This is a genomic window from Microbacterium sp. NPDC077663 (assembly GCF_044542795.1).
GTDB lineage: Bacteria > Actinomycetota > Actinomycetes > Actinomycetales > Microbacteriaceae > Microbacterium.
Genome location: NZ_JBITVE010000002.1, coordinates 329,595 through 345,626 on the forward strand (window position 1 = coordinate 329,595; position 16,032 = coordinate 345,626).

Consider the following 16,032-nt stretch of genomic DNA (forward strand, 5'->3'; position numbering starts at 1 on the left):
GCCAGATCGTGTGTTCTCGTCCAGAGCACATGATGTGGACGGGAATCGGGGGATGCCGCCGGCCCCCGCGCGCGCTACTTGATGCCGGTCGTGGCGATGCCGCGGATGAGGAAGCGCTGACCGAACAGGAACGCGAGGAACACCGGCACGAGTGAGACGACCGACATCGCGAACATGCCGCCGAAGTTGGACGCGCCCTGCGCCGACATGAACTGGCGCAGCGCCAGCGGCACGGTGAACAGGTCGGGGTTGTTCAGGTAGATGAGGGCGCCGAAGAAGTCGTTCCACACCCAGACGAAGGTGAAGATCGCCGTCGTCGCGAGGGCCGGCGTCATCATCGGCAGAAGGATCTGCAGGAAGATGCGCGCGTGACCAGCCCCGTCGATGCGGGCAGCTTCGTCGAGGTCGCGGGGGATGCCGCGAATGAACTGCACCATCAAGAAGATGAAGAACGCGTCGGTCGCCAGTGCCTTCGGCAGGATGAGCGGCCAGAACGTGTTCACCAGGCCGAGCTGACTGAACATGATGTACTGCGGCACGATCACGATGTGCACGGGCAGCATGATCGTGACAAGCATGATCGCGAACATGGTGCGCTTGAAGTGGAAGTTCAACCGCGCGAACGCGTAGGCCGCCATCGAGCACGAGATGAGGTTGCCGACGATCGATCCGGCGACGACGACGATCGAGTTCCAGAGGTACGTGCCGAACGAGGGCGACAGCGCGTTCCAGCCCTCGGTGTAGTTCGACACCTCGAACGAGAGCGGCCACAGACCCGGCAGACGGAAGATCTCGTCGTTGGGTCGCAGCGAGCTGACGACCATCCACAGCAGCGGGTACAGCATCAGCGCGGACGTTGCGATGAGGAAGACGTGCCGGGCGACGATGCTGACCTTCGAGCGTCCGCCGAGACCCGCGCTCTGTCGGCGACGGATGCGCTGGCGCTCCTGGGCGAAGCGGCGGTCGCGGGTCGTGATCAGTTCAGTCGTCATAGAACACCCACAGCTTGGAGAGAGCGAAGTTCACGGCAGTGAAGCCCGCGATGATGGCGACCAGCAGCCAGGCCATGGCCGAGGCGTAGCCCATGTCGAACGCCGTGAACCCCTTCTGGTAGAGGTACAGCGTGTAGAAGAGGGTCGAATCCGACGGGCCGCCAGATCCTCCCGAGATGATGAAGGCCTGCGTGAAGGCCTGGAACGCACCGATCATCGACAGCACGAGGTTGAAGAAGACGATGGGGCTCAGCAGCGGCAGCGTGATCGAGAAGAACTGCCGCACCGGTCCCGCCCCGTCGACGGATGCCGCTTCGTAGTACATGACCGGGATCTGCCGGAGACCGGCGAGGAAGATCACCATCGGGGCGCCGAAGCCCCAGACGCTGAGCAGGATGATCGTGGACAGCGCGGTGTCGGGGTTCGAGATCCAGCCGGGCCCCTCGATCCCGAAGACCGCCAGGAACTGATTCACGATGCCGTCGACGCCGAAGATCTGCTTCCACAGGATCGCGACGGCCACCGACGAGCCGAGCAGCGAGGGCAGGTAGAACATCGAGCGGTAGAAGGCGAGCCCCCGCAGCCCCTTGTCGAGCAGGAGGGCGACGCCGAGGGCGGCGGCCATCGCGAGGGGGACACCGACGAGCACGTACACGAAGGTGACGCCGAGGGATGCCGCGAGCCGCGGGTCCTGCGCCATGCGCACGTAGTTGTCGAGCCCGATCCACTCGGGGGCGTTGAAGAGGTCGTACTTCGTGAACGACAGGTAGAGCGACGCCAGGATCGGCAGCACCGTCACGAGGATGAGGCCGAGCAACCACGGCGCCAGGAAGACCAGGGCGGCTTTGGTGTCCTTCGGCCGCTCGCGCGCGCCTCTCTTGCCGCCGCCGCGGCGCAGCTGGGACAGCTCGCTGATCGCGCTCATCCGGGTCCTCCTCGACACTTCCGACGGTCGTCTACGACCGCCGGGTTCACGCTCAGAAAGCGCTTTCTGTGACGATACACTATCGAGCGGAGCGCACAAGCGGTCCCCGACGACGAGGAGCCGCCATGGCCGATTCCGCCGATCACGCGACGACCGGATCCGGCCTCGGACCGATCGCCGGATACCCCGACTGGCCGGCCTTCCTCGAGCGGACCCCGGTCCCGACGGACGGTCCGGGCATTCGACCGGCACTCGCCCGCGCCCTCGGGGTGCGGCGCGCGTCCGCGAGTGATCTGCGGGTCGAGCGCGAGTGGCGGGCCGGCGGCATCCACGGTCGCGAACTCACCTGGCAGCTGCCCTACGGGCCGCGCACGCGCGCCTGGCTGCTGCGCCCCGACGACGACGGTCGCCCCTTGCCGGGTCTGCTGGGACTCCACTGCCACGGCGGCGTCCGCTCGGTCGGCGGCGAGCAGCTCGTCGAGACGAATGCCGCGCCGCACCCGTCCGCCGTGGCGCTGCGCGCAAGCGTCTACGGGGGCCGCGCCCCGGCGAACGACCTCGCCCGCGACGGGTTCGTGGTGCTGGCGCACGACACGTTCTCGTGGGGCAGCCGCGCGTTCGACCTCTCGCAGCCGACGCCGCGACTGGCCGGGCTGATCGCTGCGCGCGAGGCGCTGTGGCGCGAGGAGGGCGTCATCCCGACCGAGGCCGAGCGGTTCGACGCCGTCGCCTCGCTGCACGAGGACTCGCTCGCGAAGGCGGCCGGCATGCTCGGCACCTCGCTCGCCGGCGCTGTCGCGACCGACGACCTCACCGCGCTCGACGTGCTCGCCTCTGTCGACGGAGTGGATGCCGCGCGCCTCGGCGCGTTCGGACTGTCGGGCGGCGGCGGGCGCGCCGTGGTGCTGCGCGCGCTCGACGATCGGGTCCGTGCGACCGTCGTCACGTGCATGATGGCGACCTTCGCGTCGATCGTCCCCGCCGAGCTCGACACCCACTCGTGGCTGCTGAACAGCCCCGGCATCCGCACCGCGGGGGACCTGCCCGAGATCGCGGCATCCGCTGCGCCGCGGGACCTGCTCGTGCAGTACGGCGAGCACGATCCGCTGTTCCCGGTCGAGGGGATGCGGGATGCCGACCGCGCCCTGCGGGGCACGTCGGGCTATCGCGGAACGTTCTTCGATGACGGGCACGTCTCGAGCGCGGCGATGCAGGACGAGGCCCGGTCGTTCTTCGCCGCCGCGCTCGCGGCGTGACCCAAGCGAGACACATCGGTCGTTGACAATCGCGCCGCGGCGGCGCTACCGTCCGTCAGTAAGCGTTTTCTCACGGTCGAGAAAACGTTTGATCCGCGAAGGAGCGGCATGACCACGATCACCCCCGGCCCGACCCGACACGACCGTACGGCCGCGGACCGATCGACCTTCCGTTCCGCCCGGATCACCCCTGTCCTGCTGCGCGCCTTCCGCCGCCGCACCGTCTGAGAGGAACCCCATGAAGAACCGACGCCTCCTCGCCTTCGCCGCTGCCGGCGTGGCGCTGGCCGTCACACTGACCGGTTGCGGCGTAGGCTCCGGCGCCGGCAACGGCGACGAGAAGATCACGCTCCGCTTCGCCTGGTGGGGCAGCGACGAGCTGAACGCCATCAAGGACGAGCAGATCGCACTGTTCGAGAAGGCGCACCCGAACATCACCGTCGAGGGTGAGCCGAGCGAGTACAACGGCTACTACGACAAGCTCGCGACGCAGGTCGCCGGCGGTGGCGCGCCCGACGCGCTGCAGATCACGTACGACGCACTGCCGCTCTACGTCAGCAAGAACGCGATCGCCGACATCAGCGGTGACATCGACCAGGAGAAGTTCCAGGCCGGTTCGCTCGACGCGGGTGTCATCGACGGCAAGCTCTACGCTCTGCCGACGGGTGTCGGCTCTCGCGGCATCATCGTCAACCCGGCCGTCTTCGAGGCCGCGGGTGTCGAGATCCCCGACGACACGTCGTGGACGTGGGACGACTACATCGAGATCGCCAAGGAGATCTCCGACAAGGCCGGCGACGGTGTGTACGGGTCGTCCGCGATCTCGAACGATCAGTCGCTCATGGCTTTCGCTCGCCAGAACGGCGAAGACCTGTATACGGCCGACGGCGAGTTCGGCGTCAGCGAGGCGACCGCGCAGAAGTTCTTCGAGTTCTCGAAGGACCTGCAGGACTCGGGCGGATCGCCCGACGCCTCGACCGCGGCGGAGGATGCCTCGGCGTCGCTCGAGCAGAGCCTCATGGGTCAGGGCAAGATCGGCATGACCTTCGCGCCGCTGAACTTCATCGGCATCTACGCGGGGGCGTCGGGTCAGGAGCTGAAGATCCTCAACGTGCCCGGTGACAGTGCCGGCAAGGTGGGTCTCGTCATCCAGCCGACCGTGCAGTACGCGGTGTACTCCAAGTCGAAGCACCCGAAGGAAGCCGCCATGCTGATCGACTTCCTGCTGAACAGCGAAGAGGCGGGCCCGCTCAACAAGCTGACCCTCGGCATCCCGGCCGACCCGACGGTGCTCGAGGCCATCACGCCTGACCTGACCGACTCCGAGAAGGAGCAGGTGGCCTTCATCGACCGGCTGTCGCAGGCCGGTGGGACGCCGCAGAACCCGATCGCGCTGCCGACCTCGCAGCTCGGCCCGATCATCACGAAGCTGCTCGACGACGTCACGTTCGGCAAGACGACTCCGGCGGATGCCGCCAAGGAGCTCATCTCGCAGGTCGACACGGCGCTCGCCGCGAGCTGACAGACGGATGCGGCGGTCGGGATCACCCGGCCGCCGCATCGCCATGTCCGGGATCATCGGAGGATGCGCATGACCTATCACCTGGCCGGGGACTCGACCGTCGCCCCCATGGCAGCCGGCGAGGAGCCGATGGCGGGCTGGGGCGAATGCCTCAGCGAGTTCGTCTCTGCTCCGGTGCGGAATCACGCATTCGGCGGGGCGACGACCGAGTCGTTCCTTGCGAGTGGGACGTGGGACGAGCTGCTGGCGGGGGTGGTCGAGGGCGACACGGTGGTGATCCAGTTCGGCCACAACGATCAGAAGCAGCCCGAACTGCTCGCTTCGCGCGGCGGGTACACCGATCGGCTGCGGCGGATGGTGGCGGACGTGCGCGAGCGCGGCGCGCGGCCCGTACTGTGCACGTCGTGCGAGCGGCGCTGGTTCGATGGTGAGCGCGTGACGCCGACGCACGGCGACTACCCGAACGCGGTCCGCGATCTCGCCGCGAGCGAGGTCGTCGACCTCATCGACCTGACGGCGTTCACGACCTGGCTCTACGAGGATCTGGGCGATGCGGCATCCGCTCGTCTGCTGTCGCACTACGCGCCCGGTGAGACGGCGGCGTGGCCGGAAGGCCTCGTCGACGACACGCACTTCCGGATCGAGGGGGCGCGGCGCATCGCGCGCTTCGTCGCGCAGAGCCTGCGGGCGATCGAGCGTCGCGACGGGGATCAGCCGGCGAAGGGGTCGACGTTCACGGCGTGAGAGACGCCGCTTCTACGCTGGGTAGGTGAGCGACTACGACCCGCGCCTCGTCGATCTCTACGACGTCGACAATCCCGACGGTCCGGATCACGACTTCTACCGCGCGCTGGCCGACGAGTGCGAGGCGCGGAGCGTCCTCGATCTCGGGTGCGGGACCGGGATGCTGACGGTCACCCTGGCCCGTGACGGGCGGCGGGTGGTGGGGGTCGATCCGTCTCGCTCGATGCTCTCCTTCGCTCGCCGTCGCGACGATGCGGATGGCGTCGAGTGGGTCGAGGGTGACAGCAGCGCGGCGCCGTCGGGGCCGTTCGATCTCGTCCTGATGACCGGCAACGCGGTGCAGCACATCCCCGACGACGAGTGGCCGCGCACCCTCGGCGACCTGCGCGCACGGATGCGACCGGGTGGCACGCTGTCGTTCGAGAGCCGGAATCCCGCGTTCCGCGAGTGGGAGTCGTGGTCGTCGGCACCCGCACGCCGCGATACTCCGCACGGGATCCTGACCGAGTGGATGGATGTCGAGGTGGTCGACGACCGCGTCGTACGATTCCGCGCCCACAACCGCTTTGCATCGGGCGAGACCGTCGTCGAAGAGCAGTCCCTCGTGTTCCGGGACCGGGGTGAGATCACGTCTGATCTGGCGGCAGCGGGCTTCGCCGTGGACCGCATCGCTGGCGAGTGGGACGGCACTGCCTTCGACGGAACGTCGCGCGTGATGATCTTCGTGGCACGCGCGCTGTAGCGCAGGGGTCCGGATGCTCGTTCTCGGGCGGATCGGCTCGGCACAGGTTTCGAGGGTCAGACGGAAGAGCGCGCCCGCGGCGCAGCCGGGCAGGCCGGCGCGGCGGGAACGGGCGTCGAGCGGCCCTCAGGCGGTGTGGGCCGCGATGAGGGACGGCAGGCTGGTCACACCGCCGAGCTGGATCTCAGAATGGTGCGGGTCCCACAGGTGGTGCGGGGGGTGTGGGTGATGGTGGTGGTTCGGCGGGGGTGAACGCGACGGCCGGTGTGGGTGCGTCTTCTCTGTAGGTCCTGCCGAGGGGTGAGATCCATTCGAGGACGCCACCCTCCAGTTGTCGGACCCGTCAGGCGGTGAACTGCTTCATCGAGTGATGCCGTTGACACAGGTGCGCCAGGTTCCCGAGCTCGGTCTTCCCGCCGAGGGCGTGATCGTGGGTGTGATCGACCTCGCAGCGGATCGCGGCGACCCGGCATCCGGGGAATCGGCAATGCTGGTCGCGGGCTTGCAGGAACCGTCGCATCCCCGACGGCACCCGGTACGAGTCGGTGGCGATCGTGACCCCGGTGGTGGGGTCGTGGAGAAGCCGCTCCCACATCCCGGCGCCGCCCGCGAGGGTGCGTGCGCTTGTCGGGTCGATGGGCGACCGGCCTGTCAGGCCGCAGGGGCCGTCGTCGTCTCCGATGAGTGTCACGGCGGGCACGAGGACCTGGACGCGGGCACGGATCGCCCCCAGTGGCCCGGCGGTGGTGTCGCGGGTGTCGTCGAGCGCGGGTGTTCCGGCGAGGAGCAGGTCGGCGAATTCGGCGCGCCCACCGCCCGCCGGCGGCCCAACGCCGGCTCAGCTAGCCGAACGCGCGCGCCACCGGCCGGCGCAACCCGGCGAACGCCACGGTCGGCCACTCCGGGTCGACCGTCAGCACTTCGATACCCGACTCCGTCACGAGCACCGTGTCCTCGGCCTTCGCGCCGAGCGCGCTCGGGTTCCACGCGAACGCATGGTTCGAGACCACGGCATCCGTCGTCAGCGTCGTCGCGCGAGGGTCGCGCCCGGCGTACCCGGTCGGTCCGCCCTGGTGGTGCTTCGTCCACTCATCCGCGTCGAAACCAGATGCCGCGTACCCGGCCGTCCCGGCCGCGAAGACGTCGTTCAACCGGGCATCGGGACGGGTCGCAGCGAAGTACGCGGCCTCGACCTCGAGGATGCGCTCGTCGTCCCTGCCCGCGTCGCCGACCCACCGCGTCGCGTTCGCGATCAGCCCGTGTCGCCGACCGCAGACGACGAGCATGGCCCGGTTCCCGAGCGGACCGTCGGTGGGGAGCGGATGCCGGTGGGGCAGCCGCTCCTCACCCGCGACCAGGATCACGAGCGGGTCGATCCCCCGCGCCGCGAGACCCGACGCGAGCGCGGCCGCGGCCGACCGCTCGGTCGATGACGCACTCAGGCTGCGGGCGGCCGCCGTCAGCACCTCCGCCGTCTCGCGCCCGAGTGCCCGGTATCGGTCGACCTCGGCGGGCAGCAGCGACGCCCGCGCCGCGCGCAAACCGAGAGCGACCTCGGCCTCTGCCACCCCGGCCCCGGCCGCCTCGATCACCGACTGATGCCACGGCACCCGCACGACGCGGTCGGCATCCTCCGGCAGCAGCTCCTCGGCGATCAGACGGTCCGCCTCGTTCGCACTGACGTACACGGTGTCGCCGTCGTCGTCCACCCGCACCGCGAGCACGGGCGGACCGGCGAGCGACACGTGGGTGCGCGCACCCTCCAGGTACCAGGCAAGCGCTTCGTGCGACGAGAGCACGAGCGGGCGGCCACCGGCCTCCCGCCGCACCGCCTCGACCCGCACCCTTTTCGCGGCGCGGTCGGCAGCAGATCCGGACATCGTCGTCTCCCGTCATAAAACGTTTCCTCGCATAGTATGGCCACACCGACACGCGCGACGCGCACGCCGGGAAGGCGCGAGGGGGAGCCGATGGCAGGGGCCAAGCAGACGACGATCACCGACGTCGCCAAGCACGCCGGGGTATCGCTGGCGACCGTCTCGCGGGTCATGAACGGCAACGCGACGGTCGACCCCGCCCTCGCCGAACGGGTGCGCGCCTCGGCCGCCGAGCTCGGCTACTCGGCCAACCCGCTTGCTCGCAGCCTCGTCCTCGGCAAGACGCAGACGATCTCCGTCGTCGTCCCCGACCTCTCCAACCCGACCTTCCAGGGCATGCTCCGGGGCCTCAGCCGCGCCGCCGTCGCCGACGGGTATCACGTGCTCGTCGCCGACTCCGACGAGCACGAAGACCAGGAACGCCTGCTCGCCCTCGAGTCCCGCCGCCGGTCCGACGGCCTCGTGCTCTGCGCTCCGCGCATGTCGGATGCCGCCCTCGCCGAGGTCCTCGCCGAAGTCGCCCCCGTCGTGCTCGTGAACCGCGCGGGCGACGCCCCGAGCGTCGCCGCCGACTATCGCACGCCGCTCCGCGAGGTCATCGACCACCTCTACGGCTTGGGTCACCGCCGCATCGCCTACCTCGCCGGCGCCAAGCGCAGCGCCTCGAACGCGCAGCGCCTCGCCGCGCTCGACGACGCCCGCGCAACACTCGACGGCTGCGAGATCGTCGAGATCCCCGCGGGTGTCGACTTCGCCGCCGGTGCGAACTCGCTCGAGGCCGTTCTCGACACGGGCGCTACCGCCGTGCTCGCGTTCAACGACCTCTCCGCCATGGGCCTCCTCAGCGCCGCGACCGAGCGCGGCCTGTCCGTGCCCGGCGACCTGTCGATCGCCGGCTTCGACGACATTCCCTTCGCGCGGTACACCTCCCCCGCCCTCACGACGGCCGCCGTCCCGACGGCCGAGCTCGGCGCCCTCGCCTGGCGCGCGCTGCGCGCCCTGCTGCAGGGGGAATCCCCCGAGGCGACGCACACCGTCGTGCCCGAGGTCATCCTCCGCGGCACGACCGCCGCGCCCGCTCGCTGACCGGAGCAGATCCCTCCTCGCGGTCTCGCCGCTATCCGTGCTACCGTCGAGAAAACGTTTCCTGAGCCGGTTTCCCGGCTCGGAGGAGTCCGGCACGAAGGAGAGCCATGACCACCCGGTACGCCCTCGTCGGCGCTGGCCACCGCGCACAGATGTACGTGGACGCCATCGCCGACGACTACCGCGACCGCGCCGACCTCGTCGCGATCTGCGAGCCGAACCCGACGCGCGCGCAGTTCTACGTCGACCGCCTCGTCGGCCACGGCCTCGCCGCCCCCACGACCTGGCAGCCCGACCAGCTCGAGGAGATGATCCGCGCCGAGCGCATCGAGCGGGTCATCGTGACCGCCCGCGACGACCTCCACGCCGAGCTGATCGTCCGATCGATGGATGCCGGGGCCGACGTCGTCGTCGAGAAGCCCCTCACCATCGACGCAGCCAGCGCCGCCGCGATCGAGGCGGCCGCCGAGCGCACCGGCCGCTCCGTCGTCCTGACCTTCAACTACCGGTACGCGCCCCGCAACACCGCCCTTCGCCAGGTCATCGCCGAGGGCCGCATCGGCCGCGTCACCTCGATCGACTTCTCCTGGATGCTCGACACCCAGCACGGGGCGGACTACTTCCGGCGCTGGCACCGCGAGAAGGAGCACTCCGGCGGTCTCCTCGTGCACAAGTCCAGCCACCACTTCGACCTCGTCAACTGGTGGATCGGGCAGCGTCCGCGCCGCGTATTCGCCTCGGGCGCCCTCCGCTTCTACGGCGCCGAGAACGCCGCCGCCCGCGGCCTCGGCGACCGGCCCGACCGCGGCACGCACGACGGCGAGCGCGACCCGTTCGAGCTCGACCTGCGCGGCGACGCGCGCCTGCGCGCGCTGTACCTCGACGCCGAGCAGCACGACGGCTACGTCCGCGACCGAGACGTGTTCGGCCCGGGCATCACGATCGAGGACAACCTCGCCCTCGTCGTCGACTACTCCGACGGCGCGACCCTGTCGTACTCCCTCAACGCGCACGCCCCTTGGGAGGGCTACCGCGTCGCGATCAACGGCACCGAGGGCCGCGCCGAGCTCGAGGTCGTCGAGCGGGGCGCCGTCCTCGTCGGCGACGGTCTGCATCCGGTCGTCGACCCGAGCGCCGTGCACGATGCCGATCAGTCGAGCCTGCGCCCCATGGGCGAGCGCCTGCTGGTGCAGCGCCACTGGGAGGAAGCCATCGAGGTCCCGATCGTCTCGGGCGAATCCGCCCACGGCGGCGGCGACGCCCTGCTGCTGGCCGACGTCTTCGCCGGACCGGTGGACGACCCGCTCGGCCGCCCCGCCGACTGGACCGACGGCGTCCGCTCGATCGCCGTCGGCATCGCCGGCAACCGCTCGCTCGAGACCGGCATGCCCGTCCAGGTCGCCGACCTCGGCGTCGCGATCCTCCGCGACTCGACTGCCAGGGCCCCCCGGTGAGCCGGGTCGTCGTCACCGGCGGGTCCGGCAGACTCGGCCGCAATCTCGTCGCCGGGCTCGCCGCCCGCGGGCACGAGGTGGTCTCGCTCGACCGCATCCCGTCGGACGACCTGCGCATCGACGGGGTCGAGCAGATCTCGATCGACCTCCTCGATGCCGCGGCGACCCGCGACGTGCTCACCCGGGCCAAGGCCGACTCGATCGTGCATCTGGCCGCGATCGCCGTGCCCTTCAGCGCGCCCGAAGACGTCATCATGCGCACGAACACGGGGCTCGCGGTCTCGGTCCTCGGCGGCGCGGTCGAGGCGGGTATCGGGCGCATCGTCGCGGCATCCAGCCCCACCGTGCTCGGCTACGGCAACCCGTCCGGCTGGCTGCCGGATTCCCTGCCGCTCGACGAGACGTCGACGCCGCGGCCGTGGAACGCGTACGCGCTGTCGAAGCTCATGATCGAGCAGACCGTCTCGATGCTCCATCGGCGCACCGGCGACCACGTTCGCTACGCGACGTTCCGCCCCTGTTACGTCATCGCCCCCGAGGAATGGGCGGGCGCCCCGACTCAGCAGGGTCACACGGTCGCCGAGCGCATCGCCGATCCTGCACTGTCGGCCCCGGCGCTGTTCAACTACGTCGACGCGCGCGACGTCGCCTCGTTCACCGATCTGCTGCTGACCGCGCTGCCCGACATCCCGAACGCCGAGCTGTTCTTCGTCGGCGCCGACGACGCCCTCGCCGACGCCCCGCTGGCCGAGCTCCTGCCGCGCTTCGTCCCCGGCACCGACGACCTCGCCCGCGCGCTGACGGGCACCTCGCCCGCCTTCTCGAACGCGAAGGCGGCGCGCGTGCTCGGGTGGCGGCCGCAGCACTCCTGGCGCGGCGAGCTCACCGCAGCGCCGTCCCCCCTCGATCGAAAGGACGTGCCGGTATGAACTTCGACGGCATCCTCTTCTTCCCCGTCACCCCGTTCGACTCCGCGGACCGCGTCGAGACCGACCTCCTGAGCCAGCACGTCACCGCAGGGGTGGATGCCGGGGCCGGCGGCGTCTTCCCCGCGTGCGGCACGGGCGAGTTCCACGCCCTGTCCGCGAGCGAGTCGGCGCTCGTGGTCCGCACCGCGGTCGACGCCGTCGCGGGCCGCGTCCCCGTCGTCGCGGGAGCGGGCGGTCCGCTGGGTCACGCGATCGAGGTCGCGCGCTCGGCCGCCGATGCGGGCGCCGACGCCCTGCTCGTCCTGCCGCCCTACCTCGTGGGCGCTCCGCAGCGCGGGCTCATCGCCTACGTCGAGGCGATCGCTGCGGCATCCGATCTGCCCGTCATCGTGTACCACCGCGGCTCGGCGGCGTTCACGGCCGAGTCGATCCGCACCCTGGCCGCGAACCCGAAGGTCGTCGGCTTCAAGGACGGTGTCGGCGACATCGGCGCGACGCAGCTGATCGTCCGCGCCGTCGCGGATGCCGGGCGTGAGGACTTCGCCTTCTTCAACGGTCTGCTGACCGCCGAACTGACGCAAGGGGCGTACCGCGGGATCGGCGTGCCGCTGTACTCGTCGGCGGCGTTCGCGATGATCCCCGAGGTGGCGAACGCGTACTACCGCGCGTACGTGGACGGCGACGAGGCGCGACGCCTGGCGATCCTCGACGGCTTCTACTCTCCGCTCGTCGCTCTGCGCGACGAGACCCCCGGCTTCGGTGTCTCGCTCATCAAGGCGGGGCTGCGCCTTGAGGGTCTGCCGGTGGGGTCCGTCCGCGCTCCCCTGGTCGACCCGACCCCGGCGCAGGAGGCCCGCCTGACCGAGATCCTCTCGGCGGGCCGCGCACTGCTGTGACGACGATCGCCTCGCTGGGTGCCCGGCTGATCCGGGTGCCGCTGACGCGCCCGTGGGCGGCGGACGTCACCTCGGTCGGCGTCATCGCGACCCACGTGGAGCGCTCCGACGGCGGCGAGGGGTGGGGATTCTCGTGGACCCCGCAGATCGGCGCCGAGGCGGTGCTCGCGCTGCTGCAGCACGACATCCCGGCCTTCGCCGTCGGCCGCTCGGCGGACCCGGCCGAGGTCTGGCCCGAGCTGTGGCGCCACCTGCACGAGGCGGGTGGCGGCGGTCTCACGACGATCGCGATCGCGGGTCTCGACCTCGCGCTGTGGGATGCCGCGGCCCGGGCCGGCGGCGCGTCGGTGTCGACCGCGATCGGTCGCCGCCGCGCATCGGTGCGCTCCTACGGCAGCGGCATCAACCTGCACTACGAGCTCGACGACCTGCTCGCGCAGGCGCAGCGCTGGGTCGACGCAGGCTTCGACGCCGTGAAGATGAAGGTCGGCAGCCCCGACCTCGCCCGCGACGTCGGGCGCGTCGCGGCGGTGCGGGACGTCATCGGACCGGACCGCGCCCTCATGGTCGACGCGAATCAGCGCTGGGACCTCGATCGGGCGACGACCGCCATCGAGGCACTGGCGGCATCCGACATCGCCTGGATCGAGGAGCCGCTGCGCGCCGACGACCTCGCCGGCCACATCGAGCTCGCGAGGCGCCTGCGCGAGGGATCGGCCGTGCCGATCGCGCTCGGCGAGAACGTGCACACCCGCTACCGCTTCGACGACTTCGTGCGCTCGGGGGCGGCGCAGGTCGTGCAGCCGAACATCGTCCGCGTCGGCGGGATCACCCCGTTCCTCGAGATCGCGGGCGACGCGCACAGCTCCGGCGTCGACCTGCACCCCCACCTGTTGCCCGAACTGTCGGGCCAGCTCGCGCTGACCCTGCCCCAGGAGGTCATGGTCGAGGACATCGAGGATGCCGCGTTCGGCGCCCTCGGCGCCCTCGACGGCCCCTCCCCCGTCGCCATCGTCGACGGCACCCTCACCGAGGTTCCCCACGAGGGCCTCGGACTGCGCTTCACCCACCCGGAAGGACTGCGATGACCACCGCCCCCGAAGATCTCGCCCGCCTCGCCGACGCCGCCGCGGCCGCCGCGCCGATCTGGCGCACCTCGTCCGCCGACGATCGCGCTCGCTGGCTGAGCGCCGTCGCCGACGCGCTCGACGCGCACGCCGACGAGCTCGTCGCGATCGCCGACCGCGAGACGCGCCTCGGCGCCGTGCGCCTGCGCGGCGAGGTCGGTCGCACGACCGGCCAGCTGCGCCTGTTCGCCGCGGTCGTCCGCGAGGGGTCGTACCTCGAGCTGACGGTCGACGACGCGGATGCCGCGGCCACCCCGCCCCGCCCGGAGCTGCGTCGCCTGCTCGTCGGCGTCGGCCCGGTCGCCGTGTTCTCGGCATCCAACTTCCCCTTCGCGTTCTCGGTCTGCGGCGGCGACACCGCCTCGGCGTGGGCGGCGGGCAACCCCGTCATCGTGAAGGCGCACTCCGGCCACCCCGAGCTGTCGGAGCGCACCGCCGCGATCGCGATCGAGGCCCTCGCCGCGGCCGGCGCACCCGACGGGTCGCTCGCCCTCATCGAGGGACGCGAGGCCGGGAACGCGCTGGTGCAGCACCCCGCCATCCAGGCCGCCGGCTTCACCGGCTCGCTCTCGGGCGGACGCGCGCTGTTCGACCTCGCGAACGGGCGGCCCGACCCGATCCCGTTCTACGGCGAGCTCGGCAGCGTGAACCCCGTCGTCGTCACGGCGGGTGCGGCGGCGGCTCGGGGCGCGGCGCTCGCGACCGGACTCGTCGGATCGTTCACCCTCGGCGCCGGCCAGTTCTGCACGAAGCCGGGTGTCGTGTTCATCCCGCGGGATGCCGGTATCGAGCAGCTCGTGGCCGACGCCGTCACCGGCGCGGCGGGCGGACCCCTGCTGACCGAGCGCATCACGACCGCCTTCCCCGACGGCATCCGCGAGCTCGAGGCCGACCCGTCGGTCGCGGTGCTCGCGCAGGGCGCCGAGACGCCCGACGGCGCCCGCCCGGTGGTGCTGACGACGGATGCCGCCGCGGTCGCCGAGCGCCCCGAGACGCTCATCGCCGAGGTGTTCGGACCGGTCACGCTGCTCGTCCGCTACAGCGACGAGGCCGAGCTGCTCCGCGCGCTTCGCGCCGTGCCGGGAAGCCTCACCGCGACGCTGCACAGCGAGGCGGGCGAGGACGTCACCGAGGTGCTCGAGCTGCTGCAGCTGCGCGCCGGACGCGTGCTGTTCGCGGGCTGGCCCACGGGCGTCGCCGTGACCTGGTCGCAGCAGCACGGCGGACCGTGGCCCGCGACGACGTCGCTGCACACCTCGGTCGGAGCGACCGCGATCCGCCGGTTCCTGCGGCCCGTCGCGTTCCAGGACGCACCCGAGGCGCTGCTGCCCGAGGCGCTCCGCGACGCATCGCTGGCTCGACTGCCCCACCGCCGCAACGGCGTGCTGCAGGTGCCGACCGCATGAGCGCGGCGTTCGACCTCGTCCGCGGGCACGTCGAGGCGGGCCGGTTGCCGTCGGCCGTGCTCGGCGTGGCCACCGCCGACGGGACGGTCGCGCTCGAGGGGTTCGGGGCCGCGGCATCCGACCGGTACCCGCTCTTCTCGATCACCAAGCCCCTGCTCGGGATCGCGGCGGCGCGGGCGATCGAGCGCGGACTGCTCACACCCGAGACGCCGCTGACCGCAGCCGTGCCGGAGTTCGGCTCGGGGCGCGACGACACCGTGCTGCTGCGGCATCTCGTGTCGCACACCGCGGGCATCGCGGAGCCGCCGCTCGACCCCGTGACGCCACTGCGCACCGAGCTCGTCACGCGCGGGCGGGACTTCGTCGCCGGCAGCGCCTCGCGGTACTCCTCGCTCGCGTTCGAGGGCATCGCGGCGCTCGTCGAGCACGCGACGGCACAGGACTGGGCGGATGCCGTCGGCCAGTGGGCCGGCGAGATCGGCGCGGACGGGCTCAGCCTCGAGCACGCCGGCGCGGTCGAGGTCGTCGACGCCGCGCGCTCGGGTGTCGACATGGCGCGGTTCGCCGCGCTGCGGCATCCCGGCGCCGGCATGGCCGGTCGGGCGGAGGACCTGCTGCGACTCGGGTCGGAGCTGCTGCGCATCGGCGGCGGGGCGACCGGCGGCATCCTGCAGCCGGCGACGCTGACGATGATGCGACGTCCGTTGACCGGCGACATCCCGCGGCTCGAGCCGTACATCGCCGAGCGCGGGCAGGACTGGGGCTTCACCTGGAACCTCCGCACGCGCGCGCCCGGCCTCATCGACCGGGATGTCTACGGCCACGGCGGCTGGGCCGGCACCGAGTTCTGGGTGCACCCCGGTGCGGGCGTCGCGTGGGTGCTGCTCACCAACGCCGTCTCTCGCCCCGGCGTCGACCTCGACGCGATCGACAACGCTGTGGTGTCGGGGCGCTGAGGGGTTCTGGTGCGCGCGGCGCGGCGCCCTTCGCGTCCAGATCATGTTCTCTCGCCGAGACCACACGTCGCGCACGTTCGCAGCGTGTGCTTTCGGCGAGAGGACATGATTCGGATGCCG

At 71.3% G+C, this 16,032-nt stretch carries 14 protein-coding genes and 1 pseudogene; 11 read left to right on the top strand and 4 right to left on the bottom strand.

Translation table 11 applies throughout. From position 1 onward, the window contains the following. Positions 1 to 74 precede the first annotated feature (74 nt). Both ACIGEP_RS09090 and ACIGEP_RS09095 read right to left on the bottom strand, forming a co-directional pair. A complete protein-coding gene (locus tag ACIGEP_RS09090; protein ID WP_396661302.1) occupies positions 75 to 992 on the bottom strand; it encodes a carbohydrate ABC transporter permease in 918 nt (305 codons plus the stop codon). Continuing rightward, positions 982 to 1,917 carry a carbohydrate ABC transporter permease gene (locus ACIGEP_RS09095; RefSeq protein WP_396661303.1) on the bottom strand — a complete coding sequence of 312 codons (936 nt, stop codon included), beginning with the start codon at positions 1,915 to 1,917 and terminating at the stop codon, positions 982 to 984. The genes ACIGEP_RS09090 and ACIGEP_RS09095 overlap by 11 nt, the downstream gene beginning before the upstream one ends. Before the next feature lie 125 nt (positions 1,918 to 2,042). On the opposite strand from ACIGEP_RS09095, the gene ACIGEP_RS09100 reads away from it, so the two are divergent. The 4 genes from ACIGEP_RS09100 to ACIGEP_RS09115 all read left to right on the top strand — a co-directional run bounded on the left by ACIGEP_RS09100 (position 2,043) and on the right by ACIGEP_RS09115 (position 6,181). Beyond that, positions 2,043 to 3,173: an acetylxylan esterase gene (locus ACIGEP_RS09100; protein WP_396661304.1), complete on the top strand. Its 1,131-nt coding sequence runs from the start codon at positions 2,043 to 2,045 to the stop codon at positions 3,171 to 3,173. A gap of 238 nt (positions 3,174 to 3,411) precedes the next feature. Beyond that, positions 3,412 to 4,695 (top strand): ABC transporter substrate-binding protein, encoded by a 1,284-nt coding sequence (locus ACIGEP_RS09105; RefSeq protein WP_396661305.1) that lies wholly within the window; start codon positions 3,412 to 3,414, stop codon positions 4,693 to 4,695. A 69-nt stretch (positions 4,696 to 4,764) separates the two neighbouring features. Next, entirely contained in the window at positions 4,765 to 5,439 is a 675-nt protein-coding gene (locus tag ACIGEP_RS09110) for a rhamnogalacturonan acetylesterase (RefSeq protein ID WP_396661306.1), read from the top strand. Positions 5,440 to 5,464: 25 nt separating this feature from the next. Beyond that, entirely contained in the window at positions 5,465 to 6,181 is a 717-nt protein-coding gene (locus tag ACIGEP_RS09115; protein WP_396661307.1) for a class I SAM-dependent methyltransferase, read from the top strand. 184 nt (positions 6,182 to 6,365) lie between these two features. Here ACIGEP_RS09115 and ACIGEP_RS09120 read toward each other — a convergent pair. Together ACIGEP_RS09120 and ACIGEP_RS09125 are read right to left on the bottom strand one after the other, a co-directional pair. Continuing rightward, a pseudogene (locus tag ACIGEP_RS09120) lies at positions 6,366 to 6,980 on the bottom strand (HNH endonuclease signature motif containing protein); the annotation flags it as partial. 43 nt (positions 6,981 to 7,023) lie between these two features. Continuing rightward, a complete protein-coding gene (locus ACIGEP_RS09125; protein WP_396661971.1) occupies positions 7,024 to 7,980 on the bottom strand; it encodes a M24 family metallopeptidase in 957 nt (318 codons plus the stop codon). Positions 7,981 to 8,151: 171 nt separating this feature from the next. Between ACIGEP_RS09125 and ACIGEP_RS09130 the strand changes: the two genes are divergently transcribed. The 7 genes from ACIGEP_RS09130 (at position 8,152) to ACIGEP_RS09160 (ending at position 15,912) form a co-directional block, all read left to right on the top strand. Next, the gene (locus ACIGEP_RS09130; RefSeq protein ID WP_396661308.1) at positions 8,152 to 9,144 is read left to right on the top strand and encodes a LacI family DNA-binding transcriptional regulator; all 993 of its coding nucleotides are present in this window, start codon (positions 8,152 to 8,154) and stop codon (positions 9,142 to 9,144) included. Positions 9,145 to 9,251: 107 nt separating this feature from the next. Further along, entirely contained in the window at positions 9,252 to 10,598 is a 1,347-nt protein-coding gene (locus tag ACIGEP_RS09135; RefSeq protein WP_396661309.1) for a Gfo/Idh/MocA family protein, read from the top strand. Then, on the top strand, positions 10,595 to 11,527 hold the full coding sequence (locus tag ACIGEP_RS09140; protein WP_396661310.1) for an NAD-dependent epimerase/dehydratase family protein: 933 nt from the start codon (positions 10,595 to 10,597) through the stop codon (positions 11,525 to 11,527). Before ACIGEP_RS09135 ends, ACIGEP_RS09140 begins: the two co-directional genes overlap by 4 nt. Beyond that, a complete protein-coding gene (locus ACIGEP_RS09145; protein ID WP_396661311.1) occupies positions 11,524 to 12,423 on the top strand; it encodes a 5-dehydro-4-deoxyglucarate dehydratase in 900 nt (299 codons plus the stop codon). The genes ACIGEP_RS09140 and ACIGEP_RS09145 overlap by 4 nt, the downstream gene beginning before the upstream one ends. Further along, positions 12,420 to 13,511, top strand: a complete 1,092-nt coding sequence (locus tag ACIGEP_RS09150) for a mandelate racemase/muconate lactonizing enzyme family protein (RefSeq protein WP_396661312.1) — start codon at positions 12,420 to 12,422, stop codon at positions 13,509 to 13,511. The genes ACIGEP_RS09145 and ACIGEP_RS09150 overlap by 4 nt, the downstream gene beginning before the upstream one ends. After that, positions 13,508 to 14,956 carry an aldehyde dehydrogenase (NADP(+)) gene (locus tag ACIGEP_RS09155; RefSeq protein WP_396661313.1) on the top strand — a complete coding sequence of 483 codons (1,449 nt, stop codon included), beginning with the start codon at positions 13,508 to 13,510 and terminating at the stop codon, positions 14,954 to 14,956. Before ACIGEP_RS09150 ends, ACIGEP_RS09155 begins: the two co-directional genes overlap by 4 nt. Beyond that, the gene (locus ACIGEP_RS09160; protein WP_396661314.1) at positions 14,953 to 15,912 is read left to right on the top strand and encodes a serine hydrolase domain-containing protein; all 960 of its coding nucleotides are present in this window, start codon (positions 14,953 to 14,955) and stop codon (positions 15,910 to 15,912) included. Before ACIGEP_RS09155 ends, ACIGEP_RS09160 begins: the two co-directional genes overlap by 4 nt. Positions 15,913 to 16,032 lie beyond the last annotated feature (120 nt).